At 68.1% G+C, this 19,371-nt stretch carries 19 protein-coding genes; 8 read left to right on the top strand and 11 right to left on the bottom strand.

Translation table 11 applies throughout. The features are described 5' to 3' along the window. The first annotated feature begins 14 nt into the window (after positions 1-14). Positions 15-1,352: a sulfatase family protein gene (locus BM013_RS15510; protein ID WP_093128477.1), complete on the top strand. Its 1,338-nt coding sequence runs from the start codon at positions 15-17 to the stop codon at positions 1,350-1,352. A gap of 9 nt (positions 1,353-1,361) precedes the next feature. Here BM013_RS15510 and BM013_RS15505 read toward each other — a convergent pair whose 3' ends face one another. From BM013_RS15505 to BM013_RS15490, 4 genes are all read right to left on the bottom strand, one after another. Beyond that, entirely contained in the window at positions 1,362-2,303 is a 942-nt protein-coding gene (locus tag BM013_RS15505; protein WP_093128476.1) for a nucleotidyl transferase AbiEii/AbiGii toxin family protein, read from the bottom strand. Then, the gene (locus BM013_RS15500) at positions 2,300-3,037 is read right to left on the bottom strand and encodes a type IV toxin-antitoxin system AbiEi family antitoxin domain-containing protein (protein WP_093128474.1); all 738 of its coding nucleotides are present in this window, start codon (positions 3,035-3,037) and stop codon (positions 2,300-2,302) included. The genes BM013_RS15505 and BM013_RS15500 overlap by 4 nt, the downstream gene beginning before the upstream one ends. 104 nt (positions 3,038-3,141) lie before the next feature. Continuing rightward, positions 3,142-3,414, bottom strand: a complete 273-nt coding sequence (locus BM013_RS15495; protein ID WP_093128473.1) for a hypothetical protein — start codon at positions 3,412-3,414, stop codon at positions 3,142-3,144. A gap of 452 nt (positions 3,415-3,866) precedes the next feature. Further along, positions 3,867-4,796 (bottom strand): DUF3883 domain-containing protein, encoded by a 930-nt coding sequence (locus tag BM013_RS15490; RefSeq protein ID WP_093128472.1) that lies wholly within the window; start codon positions 4,794-4,796, stop codon positions 3,867-3,869. Between the two features lie 267 nt (positions 4,797-5,063). On the opposite strand from BM013_RS15490, the gene BM013_RS15485 reads away from it, so the two are divergent. Then, complete coding sequence (locus tag BM013_RS15485) at positions 5,064-5,891, top strand: HDOD domain-containing protein (protein WP_093128471.1); 828 nt, start codon at positions 5,064-5,066, stop codon at positions 5,889-5,891. 29 nt (positions 5,892-5,920) lie between these two features. Here the strand turns inward: BM013_RS15485 and BM013_RS15480 are convergent, their stop codons facing one another. After that, positions 5,921-6,691, bottom strand: a complete 771-nt coding sequence (locus BM013_RS15480) for an SDR family oxidoreductase (RefSeq protein WP_093128469.1) — start codon at positions 6,689-6,691, stop codon at positions 5,921-5,923. Between the two features lie 113 nt (positions 6,692-6,804). Between BM013_RS15480 and BM013_RS15475 the strand changes: the two genes are divergently transcribed. Beyond that, a complete protein-coding gene (locus BM013_RS15475; RefSeq protein ID WP_177225478.1) occupies positions 6,805-7,707 on the top strand; it encodes an AraC family transcriptional regulator in 903 nt (300 codons plus the stop codon). An 87-nt stretch (positions 7,708-7,794) separates the two neighbouring features. Here BM013_RS15475 and acpA read toward each other — a convergent pair whose 3' ends face one another. Next, positions 7,795-9,933: an acid phosphatase gene (gene acpA, locus BM013_RS15470; RefSeq protein ID WP_093128728.1), complete on the bottom strand. Its 2,139-nt coding sequence runs from the start codon at positions 9,931-9,933 to the stop codon at positions 7,795-7,797. 249 nt (positions 9,934-10,182) lie between these two features. Here acpA and BM013_RS15465 point away from each other — a divergent pair, with 249 nt between their 5' ends. Continuing rightward, the gene (locus BM013_RS15465) at positions 10,183-11,625 is read left to right on the top strand and encodes a cytochrome-c peroxidase (protein ID WP_093128467.1); all 1,443 of its coding nucleotides are present in this window, start codon (positions 10,183-10,185) and stop codon (positions 11,623-11,625) included. A 15-nt stretch (positions 11,626-11,640) separates the two neighbouring features. On the opposite strand, the gene BM013_RS15460 is transcribed toward BM013_RS15465, so the two are convergent. After that, positions 11,641-12,081 (bottom strand): MarR family winged helix-turn-helix transcriptional regulator, encoded by a 441-nt coding sequence (locus BM013_RS15460; protein ID WP_093128466.1) that lies wholly within the window; start codon positions 12,079-12,081, stop codon positions 11,641-11,643. A gap of 149 nt (positions 12,082-12,230) precedes the next feature. Between BM013_RS15460 and BM013_RS15455 the strand changes: the two genes are divergently transcribed. The 4 genes from BM013_RS15455 to BM013_RS15440 all read left to right on the top strand — a co-directional run bounded on the left by BM013_RS15455 (position 12,231) and on the right by BM013_RS15440 (position 15,405). Continuing rightward, complete coding sequence (locus BM013_RS15455; protein WP_093128464.1) at positions 12,231-13,388, top strand: FAD-dependent oxidoreductase; 1,158 nt, start codon at positions 12,231-12,233, stop codon at positions 13,386-13,388. A 104-nt stretch (positions 13,389-13,492) separates the two neighbouring features. After that, complete coding sequence (locus BM013_RS15450; protein ID WP_093128463.1) at positions 13,493-14,071, top strand: PadR family transcriptional regulator; 579 nt, start codon at positions 13,493-13,495, stop codon at positions 14,069-14,071. Positions 14,072-14,129: 58 nt separating this feature from the next. Continuing rightward, a complete protein-coding gene (locus tag BM013_RS15445) occupies positions 14,130-14,573 on the top strand; it encodes a DOPA 4,5-dioxygenase family protein (protein WP_093128461.1) in 444 nt (147 codons plus the stop codon). Continuing rightward, positions 14,566-15,405 (top strand): siderophore-interacting protein, encoded by an 840-nt coding sequence (locus BM013_RS15440; RefSeq protein ID WP_093128460.1) that lies wholly within the window; start codon positions 14,566-14,568, stop codon positions 15,403-15,405. The genes BM013_RS15445 and BM013_RS15440 overlap by 8 nt, the downstream gene beginning before the upstream one ends. Positions 15,406-15,539: 134 nt before the next feature. On the opposite strand, the gene BM013_RS15435 is transcribed toward BM013_RS15440, so the two are convergent. From BM013_RS15435 to BM013_RS15420, 4 genes are all read right to left on the bottom strand, one after another. Continuing rightward, positions 15,540-17,072: a DHA2 family efflux MFS transporter permease subunit gene (locus BM013_RS15435; protein ID WP_093128458.1), complete on the bottom strand. Its 1,533-nt coding sequence runs from the start codon at positions 17,070-17,072 to the stop codon at positions 15,540-15,542. Then, positions 17,069-17,545: a MarR family winged helix-turn-helix transcriptional regulator gene (locus BM013_RS15430; protein ID WP_093128457.1), complete on the bottom strand. Its 477-nt coding sequence runs from the start codon at positions 17,543-17,545 to the stop codon at positions 17,069-17,071. The genes BM013_RS15435 and BM013_RS15430 overlap by 4 nt, the downstream gene beginning before the upstream one ends. A 104-nt stretch (positions 17,546-17,649) precedes the next feature. Beyond that, positions 17,650-18,627 carry a magnesium and cobalt transport protein CorA gene (locus BM013_RS15425; protein WP_093128455.1) on the bottom strand — a complete coding sequence of 326 codons (978 nt, stop codon included), beginning with the start codon at positions 18,625-18,627 and terminating at the stop codon, positions 17,650-17,652. A gap of 16 nt (positions 18,628-18,643) precedes the next feature. Further along, positions 18,644-19,255 carry a hypothetical protein gene (locus tag BM013_RS15420; RefSeq protein ID WP_093128727.1) on the bottom strand — a complete coding sequence of 204 codons (612 nt, stop codon included), beginning with the start codon at positions 19,253-19,255 and terminating at the stop codon, positions 18,644-18,646. Positions 19,256-19,371: the final 116 nt, after the last annotated feature.

The following is a 19,371-nucleotide window of genomic DNA, read 5'->3' as shown; positions in this document are numbered from 1 at the left end:
ACCAGTCCAGAGACATGACCAGACCCAACATCATCTTCATCGTGGCCGACGACCTCGGCTATGCCGACCTGGGCTGCTACGGCGGCCGCGACGCCGCGTTCGGCCCCGTGTCGCCGGTGCTCGATGGGCTGGCGGCCAACGGGCTGAAGCTCACGCAGGGCTACGCCAACTCGCCCGTGTGCTCGCCCACGCGCTTCGGCATGATCACCGCGCGCTACCAGTACCGCCTGCGCGGCGCGGCCGAGGAGCCCATCAACAGCAAGAGCCGCGGCAGCACCACGCTCGGCCTGCCGACCGACCACCCCACCCTGCCTTCATTGCTGAAGGCCGGCGGCTACCAGACCGCGCTCATCGGCAAGTGGCACCTGGGCTACCCGCCCACCTTCGGGCCGCTGCGCTCGGGCTACGACGAGTTCTTCGGGCCCATGTCGGGCGGTGTCGACTACTTCACCCACTGCGACTCCACCGGCCGCCACGACCTGTGGTTCGGCGAGGAAGACAAGCAGGAAGAGGGCTACCTCACCGACATCCTGTCGAAGCGCGCGGTGGACTACGTCGATCGCATGGCCGCGCTGCAAAAGACCGAGGACGGCAAGGACGCGCCCTTCTTCCTGAGCCTGCACTACACCGCCCCGCACTGGCCGTGGGAAACCCGCGACGACGCCGAGAAGGCGCCGCTGGTGAAGGACAACCTGTTCGACCTGGCCGGCGGCAACATCCACGTGTACCGCCGCATGATCCATCACATGGACGAAGGCATCGGCTGGATCATGGCCGCGCTGCACAAGCACGGCATGGCCGACAACACGCTGGTGGTGTTCACCAGCGACAACGGCGGCGAGCGCTTCTCCGACAACTGGCCGCTGGTGGGCGGCAAGATGGACCTGACCGAAGGCGGCATCCGCGTGCCATGGATCGCGCACTGGCCCGCCGTGATCGGCAAGGGCGGCGAGAGCACCCAGCTGTGCATGACCATGGACTGGTCCGCCACCATGCTCGACGCGGCCGGTGTTGCAGCCGATCCGGCCTACCCGCTGGACGGCGTGTCGCTCATGCCGGTGCTGAAGGACGCGAAGCAGAGCTTTCGCCGGCCGCTGCACTGGCGCATGAACCACCGCGGCCAGGAAGCCCTGCGCGATGGCGACTGGAAGTACCTGAAGGTCGACGGCAACGAGTACCTGTTCAACATTCCTGCCGACGAGCGCGAGCGGGCGAACCTGGCGAAGAAGGAGCCGGAACGGCTGGCCGCGATGCGCGCGGATTGGGCGCAGTGGAATGCGACGATGCCGGCGATTCCGGAGGATGCGACAGTGAGCCTGGGGTATTCGGTGAAGGATATGCCGCAGCGCTGACTGCCGCTGCTAGGCCCGAGGCGCCCCGACAGCGCCAAGTGCTGAGATTTTCGCGGCCACCTGCGCCTGTTCTTCGAACTTGTTGCGGTTGGTCGCTTTCAGTTTCGCCAGGTTCTGCAGCTTCCATTGGATTGCAGGCATCGCGGCGAGATGCGTCACGTCCATGCGGCCCCATTCGGGGTCGCCCTCGGCCAGGCTGACGAGAAATGCCCGCTCGTTCGCATCGAGCCCGCCCTGCAGCGTGGCGATCATCCGTTCTCGCGCGGCAAGCAAGGCGTCCAGCTCGACCGGTTCGGCGGTCATGCCCTTGAAGTTCGCCTCGAACTCGCGGGCCACGTCGCGCAGCGGTGGAAACAGGACTTCGTGGACCGGTCTGTTGTGGCTTGCGAGGTAGACCACGAACGCCCGTCGAATGCCGTGCGTGACGCCGCCGTTGGCGAACAACTGCATCACGTCGAACAGGTCGCGCGGGTGCTGCCGGTCCATGGCGGCGACCAGCTTGCCGCCGTAGACGTCGTCGATCGACACCACCGGAATCTCCAGCTCGGCCTGGAGCACCTCCTGGGCCTTGGCGGTCAGCCCGGTCATCGCCAGCGGCCGCACGGTCCCGCGCATCACGTAGTTGACCTCGACCTTGACCTCGATGCCGTCGCGCTTCACCAGCAGCTTGGTCTCGCCGGCCGCGGGCACGCCTGCGAGATGGGTCTGGAATCCCCTCGCCCTGAGCGCTGCGGAGGCCTTGCCGAGCGAGGCCTTGATGGCGCCGAGCGCCGCTTCACGCGTCAAGGTGTGGTCCGGCAACACCAGGTCCAGGTCGACCGACAGGCGCGGCATGTCCCGCACGAAAAGATTGATGGCCGTGCCACCCTTGAGCGCAAAGGTTTCATCGGCAAAGACAAAGGGGGCGATCTGCGTCAGCAGGCGCGCGGTCTTGAGGTAGATGTCGTTCACGATCTCAGGACCAGCAAACCTTCATCGGTCTGGGAAACCCACGCGCTGCTGCCCCCGGTCGGCAGCTTCGCCGCATTCAACTTCTTTGCCCATGGCAATGAGAGCTCATGCCCGAGGTGGAGGCACAGGCGCACCGTCTTCACGTTCGTGCATTGGCGCAGCAACTCCCCGAGGATGGAAGCGCGCAGGCCGTAGGTGCTCTCCGCCAGCTCGCGTGCCTCCGCCAGCGGCTGGCGTACGCCCACTTCACTCAGCATCTCCAGAAACGCGCGCTCGGGCGCCGAGACATCCGGCGCGTTGGCGCGCCCCTCGAAAGGGCCCGTGTGTCGCATGCCCGTGGTGTCGCTGCTGAACAGTCGCTTGCGGTGGTACTCCGAAGGGAAGGCATCGGTGAACCACTGCGGCAGCCTGGCCGACACGAGGCCGTAGAGCTGGAGCGTGGGCACCTGGGACACGTAGTGCCGTATGCCGTGCCAGTCGAGTGCGGACTTGCCGCCCACATGCAACGCGGGAATCTGGCGTTGAAGCAGCAGCAGGCTGGGGTCGCGCTGCAAGGGCGCGTCGGGGCGGCAATACACGCCGCGGGCCAGGCGCCTGAGCCACCCCGCACGCGCATAGTGAACGGCCAGATCGGCCGAGATGCCTTCGCGCGCCAGGTCTTCGCTGCTGATGGGCGTGCCGCTTGGCAGTCCCGACAGCAGCGCGTTTAGCTTTGAGCGATTTATCGTAGCCATACTACGATTATTCTGATAATTCAAAGCATTGGCAATTTTTTGAATTGTTCGACTTGTCGCAATCAAACTACGACAAGTCGAACAAAACGAAGAAACAAGGCCTGTCAGGCTTGCTCCCTCAGGCTCGCCTGCACCAACTCTTCCACCTCCCGCGCCAGGTCCGCGGCAATCCAGATCATCCTGTCGCGCCGCATCTCGCCTGCTTCTTCGAACCAGCCGTTGCCGCTCCCATAGCAGCACCACAACAGCGTGGTCAGCTGCGAGGACTTGATTTCGAGGAGGTCTCTTGCTTCGTCGCCCGAGAGGCAGGCGTATCGGGAGGGGCGTGTCCGGCGGAATTTGGGTGTGGGGCGCCGGGCCATAATTCGAACAGCCATGGGGTGTGCTCCTTGTAGAAGATTTGCACGTCATGTGGTCAGACGGCCAGGGTGTTTGCTGCACCCTGGCCGTCGCCTTTGATACCTCACGTTCGCATCGGTGCGCGAGCGCATCGACAACCCGCCGTGAGGCGAGCGGTTCACTCATTCATTCGCTGGTGGGTGTGGGCATTCCTTTCACGGCATTCGCCGCCCCTGTAGTGGGGCGCCTTGCTGCTGGGGCATCACTTTAGATAAGCGAAGCCGGGCAAGGGAAAAGAATTTGTCGAGAAATTCTCGAATCGAAGAGGTATCTGCCGGGGCTCGGCCCGGGGACACAAACAATGACAGTTGCAGCGCTGTCACGCGCCGGAAGCAGCGCACAGGCGGCTGCTTCCGGGGGTGAATTCGGGCTCTATCGAGCTGACGCGCCGTGGCGCTTTGCCCTGCGCATTGCACGCAGCGCCGAAACCTCAGAATGCCTCGTAGCCGGTCGCCGAAGTGATCTCGGTGGGCTTGTAGATCTTGTGCTGCGCGGTCGGGCCGCCCGCGTCCATCACCACCAGCAGGCGCCACAGCGGCTCGCTCGTGGAACTGGCGCTTTGTTCCTTGCTGAGCTTGAAGCTCGGCACGCCGGGCGCGGTGCCCTTCACGACCACGCGCAGCAGCGTCTGGCCCTTGGCGTTCGACACTTCGAGGTCGTAGCCGAGGTTCTTTTCGCTGAGGTTCTCGGCCTTGTAGCCGTAGCCGGTGAAGTGCTTGACGACGTATTCGAAGGCAGCGGCCTGCACCTGCTCGGGCGAGGCCTTGGCGCCACCGCCTGCGGCGGCCGCGGCCGGCGTTGCGGCCAGCGGCTGCGGCACGTTGCCGCGCGACTTGGCGGCGTGCACCTCGGCGTCGGTCGGAACCCAGCCGCGCGGGCCGCGCACCAGCACGGCCAGCTTGTCTTCGGGCTCCCAGCTGGCCACGTGCCATTCGTCGTCGTCGCGCACGCGGGTGGACACCTTGGCGTCCTTGTTGCTCTCGACTTCGAGGATGGCGATGCGGTTGGTCTGCACCACGGCGCGGAAGTTCTGGCCGGCGTCGAAGGTGCGCTTGAGCAGGGCCAGGCGGTCCTTGGCGCGCTGGATCTGGTGCGCGCTGCGTTCGCCGCCGCCGGCGCGGTGGTGGGTGTCGAGCGACTCCAGGTAGAACCAGCGGCCGCCGGCACCCAGGTTCACCCATTCGGCCCAGATGGTGGCGATGACGTTGTCGCCGGTGGCCAGCCAGGCGTGGTCGAAGGGCTTGTCGCGCGCGTCGAACACGCCCATCTTGGCAACGATTTCGACCGGCGTGAGCCGTGGTCCGGACAGTCGCTTTTCATTGATGACAGCGAGTACCTGGGGATCGACTTCGTTTTCCATTCAGCGGGCTTCGAGGGGAGTTGCAAGGGGTGGGGAGTATGCCGCATCGCCGCCGAAAACCGGCGCCCGCGGCCAAGCCGGTTCGCCCGGAATACAGCAACAGCTTCGTAAAACATGCAATACCGCGATCGGGCTATTCGCCCGCGGCTGTTGCGGGAAGTCTGCACTCGCGCCGCGCCAGGAGCCCCGGGGGCCACGCAGCGCAACATGTAACTTGAAGCTTGCAGGACAATTCCGGGCTACAAAAAATCACACACCGAGATCGCCATGACCCTGGACGAACTGTTTGCCGAGAGCCATTTGCTTCCCACGGTACCCAAGGTGGTGTTCGATCTCATCGAATTGCTGCGCGACGAAGACGCGGCGATTCCCCTGGTGGCCCGCAAGGTCGAGCTCGACCAGGTGCTGACGGCCCGGGTGCTGCGGATGGCCAATTCGCCCTACTTCGGGCTGCGCCGCAAGATCATGTCGATCCAGGACGCGATCCAGATGCTGGGCTTCTCGGCGATCCGCTCGCTGGTGGTGAGCTCGGGCCTCACGGGCACGTTCCAGAAGGTGCACGGCGTGCACCTGCCGACCTTCTGGTCGCACAGCCTGCGCGTGGCCTCGGTGGCCCGCTACCTCGCGGGCAAGACCCGCCGGGTGGACGCGAGCCTGGCTTTCACGATGGGCAGCATGCACGCCATCGGCCACCTGATCATGGCGGGCGCCATGAAGGAGCAGATTGCCGAGCTGAACGCCGCGCACCCCTTCGACCGCATGGGCCGGCTCGAGGTGGAACAGCAGAAGTTCGGCTACCACTACGGCGACGTGGGCGGGCGGCTGGCCGCGCGCTGGGAGTTCGCACCGGAGTTCGTGAGCGCCCTCTCGGGCTTTGCCAACCCGATGGAAGCCGAGCACCTCGACCCGCTGGCCAATGTGCTGCACCTGGCGGTGTGGCGCGTGGCGCTGGAAGGCGAAGGGCTGCGCATCGGCGACGCGCAGCACGTGTGGCCGGCCCTGTCGGCCGACGCCATCGGCATCTCCGAAGACGTGGTGCAGGAAATGCCGGCGCCGCGCGAACTGGCGTCCGACCTGGAATCGATGATCGCCTGATCGCCTGATCGCGCCGGCCATTCAAGCCATCAGGCGGGCGCTCGCTGCCCGTCGACCGCCGCGGCCCCGGCCAGCGCCACCGCATCGGCGCCCGCCGGATACCGCAGCCGTCCCGACGTGTCGTTCGCGGCGTGCCACACCACCTGTGCCACATCCGAAGCCACCGTCACGGCCTGCAACTGGCCGAACGACGCGAAGACGCGCTGCGCGAACGGCGCATAAGCCTCCGGAATCAGCCCCTGCATGCGCGCCTGGCCGTTGCTGGTGAAGCTTGTCGTGGGCGCGTAGCCAGGCTGCACCAGCTTCACGCGCACGCCGAAGGCTTCGAGTTCATGCGCGAGCGACGCGGTGAAGCCCTCCACGGCCGTCTTGCTCGCGGTGTACACCGCCACCAGCGGCATGGGCGCGAGCGTGGCGCTCGACGTCACGTTCACGATGACGCCCGAACGCCGGGCGCGGAACTGCGCAAGGACCGCCTGGGTCATCGCGATCACGCCGAAGGTGTTGGTCTCGAACACTTCGCGCGTGGTGGCCATGGGCGTGGCCTCGAACGCGCCGAAGAGGCCGATGCCGGCGTTGTTGACCAGCACGTCGATGGGCCCGGCCGCCTCGAGCACGGCGGCGATGCTGGCGGCGTCTGTCACGTCGAGCGGCAGCACGCGCAACCGGTCGGAAGGCGGCAGCAGGTCTTCTTGCGGTGTGCGCATGGTGGCGACGACGTTCCAGCCTTGCGAGAGGAAATGGCGCGCGGTTTCGAGGCCGTAGCCTGAAGAGCAGCCGGTGACGAGTACGGTTTTCATGGATGTGTCTTGGACGGTTCGTGGAGTGGTTTGCATGGTGGGTTGAACGATATCCAGCACAGGCAGGACTTTCTACAATGCGCAGTCCACCATTCGTTTGCGAGCGTCCAGCCATGAGCGATCCGCTGTCCGAGGTCATCGCGCTGCTGCAGCCGCGGGCCGTGTTCTCCAAGTGCATCAGCGGCGCCGGCCAGTGGGCGGTGCGCTATTCGGACTACGGCCAGCCGAGCTTCTGCGCGGTGCTCGAAGGCAGTTGCCTGCTGGCGGTCGACAGGCAGCAACCGTTCACGCTGCAGGCGGGCGACTTCGTGCTGATGCCGGCCACGCCGGGTTTCACCATGTCTGGCTTCGAGGCCGTGGCGCCGACGCGCATCGACCCCAAGCTCACGCCCTCCCCCACCGGCGAGGTTCGCCACGGCCGGCGCGGCGGGCGGCCCGACGTGCGGCTGCTGGGCGGCTACTTCGTCTTCGATTCGCCCGACGCGGCGCTGCTGGTCTCGCTGCTGCCGGCGCTGGTGCACGTGCGCGGCGTGGAGCGGCTGTCGGTGCTGGTGCGGCTGGTGGGCGAGGAGTCGCGCGAGAGCCGCTCGGGCCGCGAGATGGTGCTCACGCGGCTGGTGGAGGTGCTGCTGATCGAGGCGCTGCGCTCTTCATCGGGCGAAGACGCGCCGCCGGGGCTGCTGCGCGGGCTGGCCGACGCGCGGCTCTCGCTGGCGATGCGGCAGCTGCACAAGGACCCGGCGCGCTCGTGGACGGTGGCGCAGCTCGCGCAGAAGGCGGCGCTGTCGCGCTCGGCGTTCTTCGAGCGCTTCACGCGCGCGGTGGGGCTGCCGCCGATGGAATACCTGCTGGCGTGGCGCATGGCGCTCGCCAAGGACCTGCTGCGCCGCCAGGACCTGGCGATCGGCGAGGTGGCCGAGCGCGTGGGCTATGGCTCCGCGAGCACCTTCAGCACGGCGTTCAGCCGGCACGTGGGGCAGCCGCCGAGCCACTTCGCGCGCACCGCGGCGGGCTGACCGAGCCCCGCCGAGGCCCCATGAAAAAAGGGGCGCCCCGCAAGAGGCGCCCCATGTCCGTTCGAGACCCCGAAGGGCCCCGCGTGCTCAGGACTTCTTGAAGTCCAGCGCGCCGGTCAGGTCACCCATGGGGTGGCCGCCGTTCTTCAGGAGCGCGGCGTCGCGGTCGACCAGGCCCTTCAACGGCGGCAGCGACCAGCGGTGCGTGATGAAGCGCAGCGTGGAAGCGGTGTCGTACTGGGTCTTGTCGATGAAGCCCTTCTTCGAGAACGGCGAGACGATGATCGCGGGAATGCGCGTGCCGGGGCCCCAGCGGTCGGCCTTGGGCACGGCGGCGTGGTCGTAGAAGCCGCCGTTTTCGTCGTACGTGACGACCACGAGCATGTGGCCCCACTGCGGGCTGGCCTGCAGCTTGGCGAGCACGTTGGCAATGTGCGCGTCGCCGTCGGCCACGCTGGCGTAGCCGGCATGCTGGTTCAGGTTGCCCTGCGGCTTGTAGAAGCTCACGGCGGGCAGCGTGCCGGCAGCCGCGTCCTTCAGGAAGTCGGCGTCGAAGTCCTTCAGGTGGGCCGCGCGCGCGTCCGGGTGCGCCGTCGGGTCGAAGGCGGCGTAGTAGTTGAACGGCTGGTGGTGGAACTGGAAGTTCGGCGTTTGCGCGGCCGGCGGCACGGCGGCCGGGAACTTGCGGTCACCGGTGGCGACGGCCGTGGTGTCTTTCCACGCGCCACCGTACCAGGCCCAGCTCAGGCCCTTGGCGGTGAGCAGGTCGCCGATGGTGGTCTGCGTCTGCGGCGGCAGCGTGTTGGCCTTGGTCGGGTCGGCGAAAAGCTTGCTGCTGTCCGCCGCCGCCGGCGCGTTGCCGCTGGGCTGGTAGGCCGGCTGCATGGTGTTCACCGCGTAGAAGTTGCCGGCGGCATCCTTCGGCGTGAGCGTGCTGTCGTTCAGGTAGGTGGGCGCACCGTTGAGCACCGATGTCGGCGCGTTGGCGGCGGGCGTGAGGCGCACGAAGTTGCCGTTGGCATCGGTGTCGATGGCCGAGATGGTGGCCTTGGCCGGCGAATTTGCGTCGTCCGCGTTCGGGTACAGCGGCGCGCAGGCGCACACGAGGTACTGGTGGTTCAGGAACGAGCCGCCGAACGCGCCCATGAAGAAGTTGTCGGCCAGGGTGAAGTTCTTGGCCACTTGCCACAGCTGCATCTTGCTGCCGTCGTAGTAGCCCATGCTGAGGCCGCCTGCGTCGGAGTACGCGGTGAACTTGTCGTTCTTGCCGCCGTCGATCTGCATCTGGTTGTTGTAGAAGCGGTGCACCAGGTCACGCGAGATGACGGTCTGGTCGACCTTGGTTCCCGTGTTGAAGAAGCCGGCCTCGGCATCGATCTGGAACATCTTGTTGGGCATGCCCACCGTGGCTTGCTGGGGGATCGAGACCGTCTGGCCGCTCGCGGTCACGCCGCCGCCCCACACCGGCGGCAGCGTCGGCAGCGTGGCACCGTCGAAGTCCTTCTGCGGCTCTGGCGCGGTGGTCGACGAGGTCGGGTTCACGCCGGGAATGCCGTTGGCGCCGGGGTACAGGCCGTACAGGTTGTCGAAGCCGCGGTTTTCCGCGTAGATGACGACCACGTTGGTGATCTGGTCGAGCGCGAGGCGGTTGCGCAGCGCGGCGATCACGTCGCCACCCGCGCCGGCTTCGGCCACGGCTTCGGCGATGCGCTCGATCGCCTGGTCGATCTCGTTCTGCAGCGCGGTCTTGATGGCCGCGTCGGTCTGCTTGTTGTGGTCGGCCAGCAGTTGGGCTTCGCTCACGCCCAGGCGTGCGGCGAGCGCGGTGCGGGCAGCGGCCAGGTCGCCGCCGTTGGCGTCCATCAGTGCCACGAGTTCGGTGGTGATGGCGCTCACCACGCCGTTGGCACCGGCCGGCGCGCGGAATACCAGCGGCTGGGTGACGGGGGTCTCGGTGTTGGTGACGGGGTCGAAGCGCTTGCTCGACGTGCCGATCTCGGCCACCAAGGCGCCCTGGCCGGTGAGCGTGAAGGCGCCGTTGGCGTCGGTGGTGGTGCTGGGCTCGCCGCTGTCGCAACGACCGTTGCCGTTGGTGTCGATGCAGACCTTGGCGTTGCGGTAGTAGCTGCCGGTGACCACGCCCGAGGTGGTGGTCGCCGTGCTGCCGCCCGAGGGGAAGCCGAAGAAGCCCGGGCCGCTGTTGTCGCCGCCGCCGCAGGCAACCATCATGGCCGCCGCGGCAATGGCGGTCGGCCAGGGGGTGAGGTGGCGTACGAGTTTGCGTCCGCGAGCGGACACGTTGCTACGTTGGGAGGGGGTCATCATGTGTGGTGTTATGAGGTGTGGATGAACCAGACCGGTGGTCGGGCGGCGTGATGCTCTGCGTGGCGCATGACAGCCATGTTGCAATTCGTGCTACATCCGATGCGCTAATTCAGGGCTAAGAAATCCCCCTGCGCATGTCACGCCGCTGACATGCGCGAAACCGATCCTCGTCGGCTGCCCCGCGGCCCTGCCCGCACACTTTTTCTCCACGTGCCCCCGACGACCCGACTCTTTCGCCGCCTGGCCCTGCTGGCCGCGGTTCCCCTGCTGTGCGGCGTGCTGGCCGCTTGCGGGCGCGCCGCGCCTGACGCATTGACCGCGTCGACACCCGCGCCGGCACCGCAAGCCGCCCCAACGCCAGCAACGCCAGCAGCGGCACCATCCGCCGCACCACCGGCCCAGCCGGCCTACGTCGGCGCCACCTACGCCCTCGTGCCCGGCCGCCCGCAACCGAGCGCCGCGCAGCTCACCGAGATCGGCCGGCGCATCTTCTTCGACGGCAGCCTCTCGGCCACGGGCAAGGCCTCGTGCGCGAGCTGCCACGACCCGCAGCACGCCTTCGGTCCGCCGAACGCGCTGTCGGTGCAGCTCGGCGGCGCCGACGGCAAGCAGCAAGGCCCGCGCGCCGCGCCCTCGCTGCGCTACCTGGAAACGCTGGCCGCCTTCACCGAGCACCACCACGACAACGACGGCGACGACAGCATCGACGCCGGCCCCACCGGCGGCCACATGTGGGACGGCCGCGCCGGCTCCGCGCACGAGCAGGCGGCCATGCCGCTTCTATCCCCCGCCGAGATGGCCAACGCGTCGGTGGCGGACGTGTCGGCCAAGCTCGAGCGCGCGGCCTACGCCGGCGACCTGCGCAAGGCCTTCGGCGACGACGTGTTCAAGACCCCCGACGCCGCCTTCAAGGCCGCGGGCCTCGCGCTGGAGGTGTTCCAGCAGTCGCCGAAGGACTTCTATCCGTTCACCAGCAAGTACGACGCGGTGCTGCGCGGCCAGGCCAGGCTCAGCGCGGCCGAAGCGCGCGGGTTGCGCGTGTTCAACGACGAGGACAAGGGCAACTGCGCGTCGTGCCACATCAGCGAGCGCACGCAGGACGGCGCGTTTCCGTTCTTCACCGACTACGGCCTGATTGCGCTCGGCGTGCCGCGCAACCGCAAGCTGAAGGCCAACGCGGACCCGGCGTTTTACGACCTCGGCCTGTGCGGCCCCTACCGCACCGACATGAAGGACCACCCCGAGTACTGCGGCCTGTTCCGCACGCCCACGCTGCGCAACGTGGCGGTGCGCCAGAGCTTCTTCCACAACGGGGTGTTCCACTCGCTGGAGCAGGCGATCCGCTTCTACGCGCAGCGCGACACGGCGCCCGAGCGCTGGTACGCGCATTCGGGCAAAGGCATCGTGCAGCAGTACGACGACCTGCCCGAGCAGTACCACGCCAACCTCAACACCGACGCGCCCTTCGGCCAGAAGCGCGGCGGCAAGCCGGCGCTGACGGAGGCGGAAATCCGCGACGTGGCGGCGTTCCTGCGCACGCTGACCGACGCGGACCAGAAGAACGCGCCGGCCACCGCCACCGCAGCGCGATAAGACGCGCAGGCGGCCCTAGCCTCCGCCCATGCGCTCGACGTTCGCGTTGAGCCGCTCCAGCAGCGCCGCGAGCTGCGCGACCTCATCCGCCGAGAAGCCCGCGAGCGCGTCCTGCGCGTGCGCGTCCATCAGCGCCTTGGCCTTGGGCAGGCGCTTGGCGGCCAGCGGCGTGAGCGAGATCAGGCGGCTGCGGCCGTCGTCGGGGTCGGCCACGCGCTCGACCAGGCCGTCGCGCTCCATGCGGGCCAGCAGCTGCGCCATGCTGGGCTGCTCCACCTGCGCGATGCGCGCGAGCTCGGCCTGCGACAGCGCCTTGCGCTTCTTGAGCGACACCAGCACCGGCAACTGGCCCACCGCAAAGCCGAACTCGCGCAGCCCGCCGTCGGCAATGCGCGTGAAGCCGCGCGTGATGCGGCCGATGAGCCGCAAGGGGCTGGAGTCGTGCGTGTCGGTCATGCGAGGCATTCTATCTTCATAGGCTCCTATGCTAATATAAATAGGAACCTATCCTTCATGGAGCCTTTCGAATGCCCCGCCTGTCCACGTCTTCCACGTCTTCCACGTCTTCCACGTCTTCCACGTCTTCCACGTCTTCCACGTCTTCCATGCCTCCCGCTTCCCTCACCCCGTCCCGCATCGCCATCGTCGGCGCCGGCCCCGGCGGGCTCACGCTGGCGCGCCTGCTTCACCTGTCCGGCATCCATGCCACCGTGTTCGAGCGCGAGGCAAGCCCGCTCGCGCGGCCGCAGGGCGGCACGCTCGACCTGCACGAAGACTCGGGCCTGCTGGCCGTGCAGCGCGCCGCCCTGGCCAGCGAGTTCCAGCGCATCGCGCGCTACGACGACCAAGGCTCCCGGCTGCTCGACAAGGCCGCCCGCGTGCTGTTCGAGGAACCCGACGCGGGCGCCGGCAACCGCCCCGAGGTCGACCGCACCGCGCTGCGCGAGATGCTGCTGGCCTCGCTGCCCGCCGAATGCGTGCAGTGGGGCCATGCGCTGCGCGACCTGCGGCTGCAGGAAGGCGGGCGCTGGAACCTGCTGTTCGAAAACGGCGAGGCCGGCCCGTTCGACCTGGTGGTGGGCGCGGACGGCGCCTGGTCGCGCGTGCGGCCGCTGCTGTCGCCGTACAAGCCGCAGTACAGCGGCCTCACGTTCATCGAGTTCGGCATCGACGACGTCGATCGCAGCCACCCGGCACTGGCGCAACTGGTGGGCCGGGGCAAGCTGGAGGTGCAAGGCGACGGCAAGGAAATCATCGTGCAGCGCAACGGCAACGCGCACATTCGCGGCTACGCGATCTTCCGCGTGCCGGCGGACTGGGCAGCGCAGCGCTTCGACTTCGCCTCGCCCGCGTCGGTGCGCAGCGCGTTGCTGGCGGAGTTCGCGGGCTATGCCGATGCGGTGACAGACCTCTTTCGCGCCAGCAACGACAACTTCGTTTCACGCCCGATCCATGCACTGCCGGTCGGCCATTGCTGGACGCACCGGCGCGGGCTGACGCTGCTGGGCGACGCGGCGCATGTGATGTCGCCCTTCGGCGGCGAAGGCGTGAACGCCGCGATGCGCGACGCCGTCGAACTGGCCGCCCAGCTCGGCGCGCAAGGCGACTGGGCCGCCGCCGTGGGCACTTACGAAATGCAGATGTTCGAACGCGTGGTCGACGCGGCGGAAGGCTCGGCCGAAGCCGCCGCCGTGCAGATGTCGCACATCGGCGAGGCACTGGCGCTGGCGCACCTGAGCGAGCACCGGGCCGTGGCCGCCTGAACCGGCGGGTGTCCGTGGGACGGAGACGTCCCAGGTGTATCTATTTGACTTTGTTTTAGATATATCTAAAATAGTTCAGATACACACCAGACAGGACACCCACCATGAGACATTTCCACCTCGACCACCACCACTGCCGCACCGCCCGCGGCGAGCATGAAGACGGCCTTTCCGGCGGCCGCGGACACCGTGGCGGGCGCGGCGGCGGAGGCGGCGGCCGCGTGTTCGGCCACGGCGGCCTGCGCTTCGTGCTGCTGCAGCTCATCGCCGACAAGCCGGCCCACGGCTACGAGCTCATCAAGGCCATCGAAGACCGCCTCGGCGGCAGCTACGCGCCCAGCCCCGGCGTGGTCTACCCCACGCTCACGCTGCTCGAGGAGCTCGGCTACCTCAGCGTGGAAACCGCCGACGGCGGCGGGCGCAAGCGCTACAGCATCACGGCCAGCGGCCAGGAGTTCTTGGCGGCCAACCGCGAAATGGCCGACGCCATGATGGCCCGCATGAGCGGCGGCGTCGACGGCGCCGGCCCGCGCGGCGGACGCCCGCCACAGGTGACGCGCGCCATCGAGAACCTCAAGCTCGCGATGCGCATGCGCCTGTCGGGCGCGCCGATGACCGAGCAGCAGGCGCACGACTTCGCGGCCGTGCTCGACAGCGCCGCGCAGCAGATCGAGAAGATCTGAGCCTCTTGCCGGGCCTGTTGCCGAACCCACTCTCCTTGCCTGAGCTGCCTGCCTCGCCATGCTGCACAACATCGCCGCGATCAGGGGCTACCACGCCCACGTCTACTTCGACCCCGACACGCGCGCCACCGCACGCGCGGTGCGGCACGCGCTCACCGGATGCTTCGACGTGCGGGTGGGTGGCTTCCACGACGAGCCGGGCGGGCCGCACCCCAAGGGCTCCTACCAGATCGGCTTCACGCTCGGCCAGTTCGACCATGTGGTGCCCTGGCTGATGCTCAACCGGCAAGGCCTCGACGTGCTCGTGCATCCGCTCACCGGCGACGAGGCCGGCGACCACGAACACCGCGCGCTGTGGCTGGGCACGCCGCAGCCGCTGGACATCGACTTCCTGCGCAGCCTGCCCGCCATGCCCGCCGTGGCCACCCCGGCCGCCACCCTGGCTGCTGCGCCTCCCCCATCTCAACCCGCCCTGCTCACCCAGGACTCATGCAATGACTGACTTCAGCACTTCATCTGCTTCCACCGCCCCCGACCGCACGCCGCGCCGGGTGCGCCACGACCTGCGCTTTCGCCAGCTCACGGTGAAGACCGTGCAGCGCGTCACGCCGCACCTGATTCGCGTCGCCCTCGCGGGCGACGACCTCGCGGGCTTCACCAGCCTGGGCTTCGACGACCACGCGAAGATCTTCTTTCCCGACGCCGTCACCGGCAAGCTCACGCTGCCCACCGCCGGCCCCGACGGCCCGGTGTGGCCCGCAAGCGGCCGCCCGACCATGCGCGACTACACGCCGCGCCGCCACGACGCCAAGGCCGGCACGCTGGAGATCGACTTCGCGCTGCACGACGCCGGCCCCGCCACGCAGTGGGCCGAGCAGGCCAAGCCCGGCGACACCCTTGGCGTGGGCGGCCCGCGCGGCTCGTTCATCGTGCCGACCGAATTCGACTGGCACCTGCTGATCGGCGACGACACCGCCCTGCCCGCCATCGCGCGCCGCCTGGCCGAGCTGCCCGCCGGTGCGCGCGCGGTGGTGCTGGCGGAAGTCGACAGCGAAGCCGACGAGATTCCGTTCGAGACGCAGGCCGAGCTCACGCTGCAATGGGTGCACCGCCGCGGCGCCGAGCCGGGCACGAGTGCCGTGCTGGTCGATGCGCTGAAGGCCGCCAAGCTGCCGGCCGGCGATTTCCATGCGTGGGTGGGTTGCGAGTCGGCCATTGCCAAGGCGCTGCGCGCGCACCTGGTGGGCGAGCGCGGCGCGAACCCGAAGTGGACGCGGGCCTCGGGCTACTGGCGCCGCGGTGCGGTGGCCACGCACGATTCGCACGACGAGTAATGTGAGTCCTGCTCCTTCCCCTCCCGGGGGAAGGCTGGGATGGGGGCAAGCGGCGCATCCACCGCCGACGGTGATCGATACGCCGTCAGCCCCCACCCCGACCTCCCTCAAGCGGGGGAGGAAGAGATACCGCCTCAGTGCGGCACTTCGGCAGGCCCCGATGCCGCGGCATTGCGTCGCGGGCTCTTGATGAGCAACAGCAGCGGAATCGCCAGCACCGTGATGATCATCATGATCGCGAAGTCGTCCAGGTAGCCGATCAGCGCGCCCTGCCGCGTCACCTCCGCATTCAGCAGCGCCAGGCCGCTCAAGGTGTCGGGCGACATGATCTGCGGCAGCGTGGCCAGCGCGGGGTTGCCCGGCGCCACGGTCGAGGCGATCTGCGCATGCGCCTTGCTCGAGCCTTCGGTCAGCAGCGCCTGAACGATCGAGATGCCCACGCTGCTGCCGATGTTGCGCAGCAGGCTGAAGATGGGCGTGCCCTGGTTGCGCAGGCGCGGCGCCAGCGTGGCGAAGGTGGCGGTCGACAGCGGCACGAAGGTGAAGCCGATGCCCAGCCCCTGGATGAAGCCAGAAAGAATGATCAGGCTGCTGTCCATCTGCAGCGTGAGCCGCGTCATCTGGTACAGCGAGAAGGCCGTGAGGCCGAAGCCCACCGCCATGATGGCGCGCACGTCGATGCGCTGCACCAGCCGGCCCACGATGATCATCGCGATCATCGTGCCCACGCCGCGCGGCGCGGTCACCTCCCCGGTGTAGATCACCGGATAGCCCATCAGCCCCTGCAGGAAGTTGGGCAGCAGCGCCATGGTCGCGAACAGGATCATGCCGACGATGAACGCGAACAGCAGGCCGGTGACAAAGTTGCGGTCTTTGAGCAGGTCGCGGTCGAAGAACGACACGCCCTGCACCGTCCAGGTGTGGACCACGAAGAAGCCGAAGGCCACCAGCGCGGCGGCCGCCTCGAGCTTGATTTCCCACGAGTCGAACCAGTCGAGCTGCTCGCCGCGGTCCAGGAACAGCTGCAGCATGCCGATGGCCAGGCTCAGCGTGACGAAGCCGAAGATGTCGAGCTTCTCGCCCTGCGGCCGGCTCTCGGGCAGGTAGCGCGCGATGCCCCAGAAGGCAAAGATGCCCACCGGCAGGTTGATGAAGAACACCCAGCGCCAGTCGAAGTTCTCGGTGAGCCAGCCGCCCAGCAGCGGCCCGAGGATGGGCCCGACCATGATGCCCGCGCCCCAGATGGCCATGGCCTGGCCGACCTTCTCGCGCGGGTTGATGTCCAGCAGCACCGCCTGCGACAGCGGCACCAGCGCCGCGCCGAAGATGCCCTGCAGCAGGCGCGCCGCCACGATGCCGACCAGCGAGGTGGCCAGCCCGCACAGCGCCGAGGCCACCGTGAAACCGATCACCGAGATGATGAACACGCGCCGCCGCCCCCAGTGGCCGCACAGCCAGCCCGTGAGCGGCAGCGCGATGGCCGAGGCCACGATGTACGAGGTGAGCACCCAGGTGATCTGGTCCTGCGAGGCCTGCAGGCTGCCCTGCATGTGGGGCAAGGCGACGTTGGCGATCGTCGTGTCCAGCGCCTGCATGATGGTCGCCAGCATGATCGAGATGGTGATCATGCCCTTGTGCGGCACGGTGGTTCCGGGTGCGACGCTCATGGCTTCGGCCCCGTGCCGGAGGTGATCTCCACCAGGCTGCCATGCACCTTGCCCAGCAGGCTCAGCAGCTGCGCGCGTTCGGGCGGCGTCAGCACCGCCATCACGCGCGCGTTGAGCCCGTCGCTGATGCTCAGGGCCGCGTCGAGCGCCTTCTCGGCGCTGGGCTGCAGGTGGATCTTGTTGACGCGGCGGTCCGTGGCGCTGGGTTCGCGGCGGATCCAGCCGGCGGCGGCCATGCGGTCGCACAGGCCGGCCACGGCCATGGGCGTGAGGTCGAGCCGCTGCGCAAGTTCGGCCTGAGAGAGCGGCTCGACCTCGTCCGGGTCGCCGTGCATGGCCAGTGCGCCCAGCAGGCGGCACTGTGCACTGGTGAGGCCGATGCGTTCGCGCGCGAGGCGGTCGAACTCTTCGCTGTAGAGCTTGCCCACGCTCTTGACGAGGAAGCCGAAACGCTGGGTGAAGTCCCTTTTCATAAGGGACTTGATTATCTACATGTTTATTAGTTTGGAATTAGCAAGGGTCGGCGGCAGGCCCTGCCCTTGCAACCTGCCCTTGCAACCCGCCCTTGCACCTGCTCTCACAACCAGCCGGCGCGCCGGAACCGGTAGTACAGGTAGCCGCAGGTGCTGACGATGAGCCCCAGCGCCACCGCATAACCGTAGCGGAATTTCAGCTCCGGCATGTTCTCGAAGTTCATGCCCCAGATGCCCGCGAACGCGGTGCACACAGCGAAGATGCTGGCCCAGGCCGCGAGCCGCTTGGTGACCTCGCTCTCCTCGATGGTCACCATCGACAGGTTCACCTGGATCGCCGTGCCGATGGTGTCGCGCATGGCGTCGATCGAGCCGTTGATGCGCCCCAGGTGGTCGCCCACGTCGCGAAAGTACTCCTGCGAACTCATGCAGACCTGCGGCACCCGCCCGCCATGCATCTTGCCGGCCGCCTCCAGCAGCGGCGCCACCGCGCGCTTGAGGATCATGCTGCGCCGCTTCAGGTCGTACAGCTGCTTGATCTTGTCGCGCGCCGCGCCGCCCTGGCCGAAGATCTGCTGCTCGATGCTTTCCAGCTCCACCTCGAGCGCGTCGATCACCGGAAAGTAGCGGTCGACCACCGCGTCCATCAGCGCATACAGCACGAAGCCCGCGCCGTGGCGCAGCAGCTCGGGCTCGCGCTCGCAGCGTTCGCGCACGCCCAGGAAGCCCTGCTTGCTGCGGTTGCGCACCGACAGCACGTAGTTGCTGCCCACGAACACGTCGACCTCGCCCACGTTGGTGCAGTGCTCGCCCTCGGGGGAGGGCTCGACCAGGTGCATGACCACGAAGAGCGAGTCGCCGTACTCCTCCACCTTCGGGCGCTGGTGGCCGTGGTGCGCGTCCTCGACCGCCAGCGGGTGCAGGCCGAACTCCATCTGCATGTGGTCGAGCTCTTCGTTGCTCGGGTCGCTCAGCGCCACCCACACGAAGCACCCCGGCCGGGTGATGTATTCGCTGATGTCGTCGACGGTGATGTCGGCCAGTTTCGAACCGTTTTCGTAGGCTACGCAGTTGATCAGCATTGCTACGCGTCCTCGGTCAGTCCTGGGGGTCGGCCGCGGCCAGCTGCGCGGTGGCGGCCAGCGCGGTCTCGATGGCCTGCGTCTCGCTCCTGAGCAGGGCCAGGCCCTTTTCGGCGAACGCGGCGTGGCTCGCCACGTCGGCCCACAGGCTCGATGCGGCTTCGGCGCAGGTGAGCGATGCGAAGCGGATGCGGCCCTTCGCCAGGTCGACGAAGCGCTGCTCGCGCAGCGGGTCCGCCCGGTCCCAGGCGCCGCCGATCAGCACGCGTTTGCCGCGCTTGATGCGCGGTTCGCGCTCGGCGAAGAAAGGCAGCTTGGCCGAGACCCAGGCTTGCATGCCGGTGTTCAGTGCGGTGTCGAAGGCCGAAGGCGCGGGGTGCGCCTTCGCAAAATCGCGCAAGGTGCCGACGTTGTAGAGCAGCGGGTCCTTGGGGTTCGCTGCGCTGCCTTCCACGGGCCGGATGACCGACGGGTTGCTGCTCGCGCGCTCGGGCCGCTTCGACTTGCGCAGGTCCGCAAGCTCGGCCGGCGACATGCACAGGTACAGCGCCGCGAGTTCGGCCGGCAAGGTGGCGGTGTCTGGCAGCGCGTGCGCGTCAGGGCCTTTGAGTTCATCCAACTGGGCCATGGGCGCCTTGTTCTTCTTCACGCGGGGTTTGCGCTTGTGGATTTTAGGGCTGTGGCTGCGCGGCGATGGACCCGCAGATCGGCGAGGTTGACGCGGCTCCATCCGGTCGATCTGCA

This window comes from Variovorax sp. OK605, from assembly GCF_900115445.1.
In the GTDB taxonomy this organism is placed as follows: Bacteria; Pseudomonadota; Gammaproteobacteria; order Burkholderiales; family Burkholderiaceae_C; genus Variovorax.
This window is presented reverse-complemented; position numbering and strand designations above follow the sequence as displayed.

What these genes read in the sequence shown, in the direction of transcription:
- BM013_RS15510 (WP_093128477.1), top strand. Translation starts at nt 15, where the DNA reads ATGACCAGACCCAACATCATCTTCATCGTGGCCGACGACCTCGGCTAT.
- BM013_RS15500 (WP_093128474.1), bottom strand. Translation starts at nt 3,037, where the DNA reads ATGGCTACGATAAATCGCTCAAAGCTAAACGCGCTGCTGTCGGGACTG.
- BM013_RS15495 (WP_093128473.1), bottom strand. Translation starts at nt 3,414, where the DNA reads ATGGCTGTTCGAATTATGGCCCGGCGCCCCACACCCAAATTCCGCCGG.
- BM013_RS15490 (WP_093128472.1), bottom strand. Translation starts at nt 4,796, where the DNA reads ATGGAAAACGAAGTCGATCCCCAGGTACTCGCTGTCATCAATGAAAAG.
- BM013_RS15485 (WP_093128471.1), top strand. Translation starts at nt 5,064, where the DNA reads ATGACCCTGGACGAACTGTTTGCCGAGAGCCATTTGCTTCCCACGGTA.
- BM013_RS15480 (WP_093128469.1), bottom strand. Translation starts at nt 6,691, where the DNA reads ATGAAAACCGTACTCGTCACCGGCTGCTCTTCAGGCTACGGCCTCGAA.
- BM013_RS15475 (WP_177225478.1), top strand. Translation starts at nt 6,805, where the DNA reads ATGAGCGATCCGCTGTCCGAGGTCATCGCGCTGCTGCAGCCGCGGGCC.
- acpA (WP_093128728.1), bottom strand. Translation starts at nt 9,933, where the DNA reads ATGGTTGCCTGCGGCGGCGGCGACAACAGCGGCCCGGGCTTCTTCGGC.
- BM013_RS15465 (WP_093128467.1), top strand. Translation starts at nt 10,183, where the DNA reads ATGCGCGAAACCGATCCTCGTCGGCTGCCCCGCGGCCCTGCCCGCACA.
- BM013_RS15460 (WP_093128466.1), bottom strand. Translation starts at nt 12,081, where the DNA reads ATGACCGACACGCACGACTCCAGCCCCTTGCGGCTCATCGGCCGCATC.
- BM013_RS15455 (WP_093128464.1), top strand. Translation starts at nt 12,231, where the DNA reads ATGCCTCCCGCTTCCCTCACCCCGTCCCGCATCGCCATCGTCGGCGCC.
- BM013_RS15450 (WP_093128463.1), top strand. Translation starts at nt 13,493, where the DNA reads ATGAGACATTTCCACCTCGACCACCACCACTGCCGCACCGCCCGCGGC.
- BM013_RS15445 (WP_093128461.1), top strand. Translation starts at nt 14,130, where the DNA reads ATGCTGCACAACATCGCCGCGATCAGGGGCTACCACGCCCACGTCTAC.
- BM013_RS15440 (WP_093128460.1), top strand. Translation starts at nt 14,566, where the DNA reads ATGACTGACTTCAGCACTTCATCTGCTTCCACCGCCCCCGACCGCACG.
- BM013_RS15435 (WP_093128458.1), bottom strand. Translation starts at nt 17,072, where the DNA reads ATGAGCGTCGCACCCGGAACCACCGTGCCGCACAAGGGCATGATCACC.
- BM013_RS15430 (WP_093128457.1), bottom strand. Translation starts at nt 17,545, where the DNA reads ATGAAAAGGGACTTCACCCAGCGTTTCGGCTTCCTCGTCAAGAGCGTG.
- BM013_RS15425 (WP_093128455.1), bottom strand. Translation starts at nt 18,627, where the DNA reads ATGCTGATCAACTGCGTAGCCTACGAAAACGGTTCGAAACTGGCCGAC.
- BM013_RS15420 (WP_093128727.1), bottom strand. Translation starts at nt 19,255, where the DNA reads ATGGCCCAGTTGGATGAACTCAAAGGCCCTGACGCGCACGCGCTGCCA.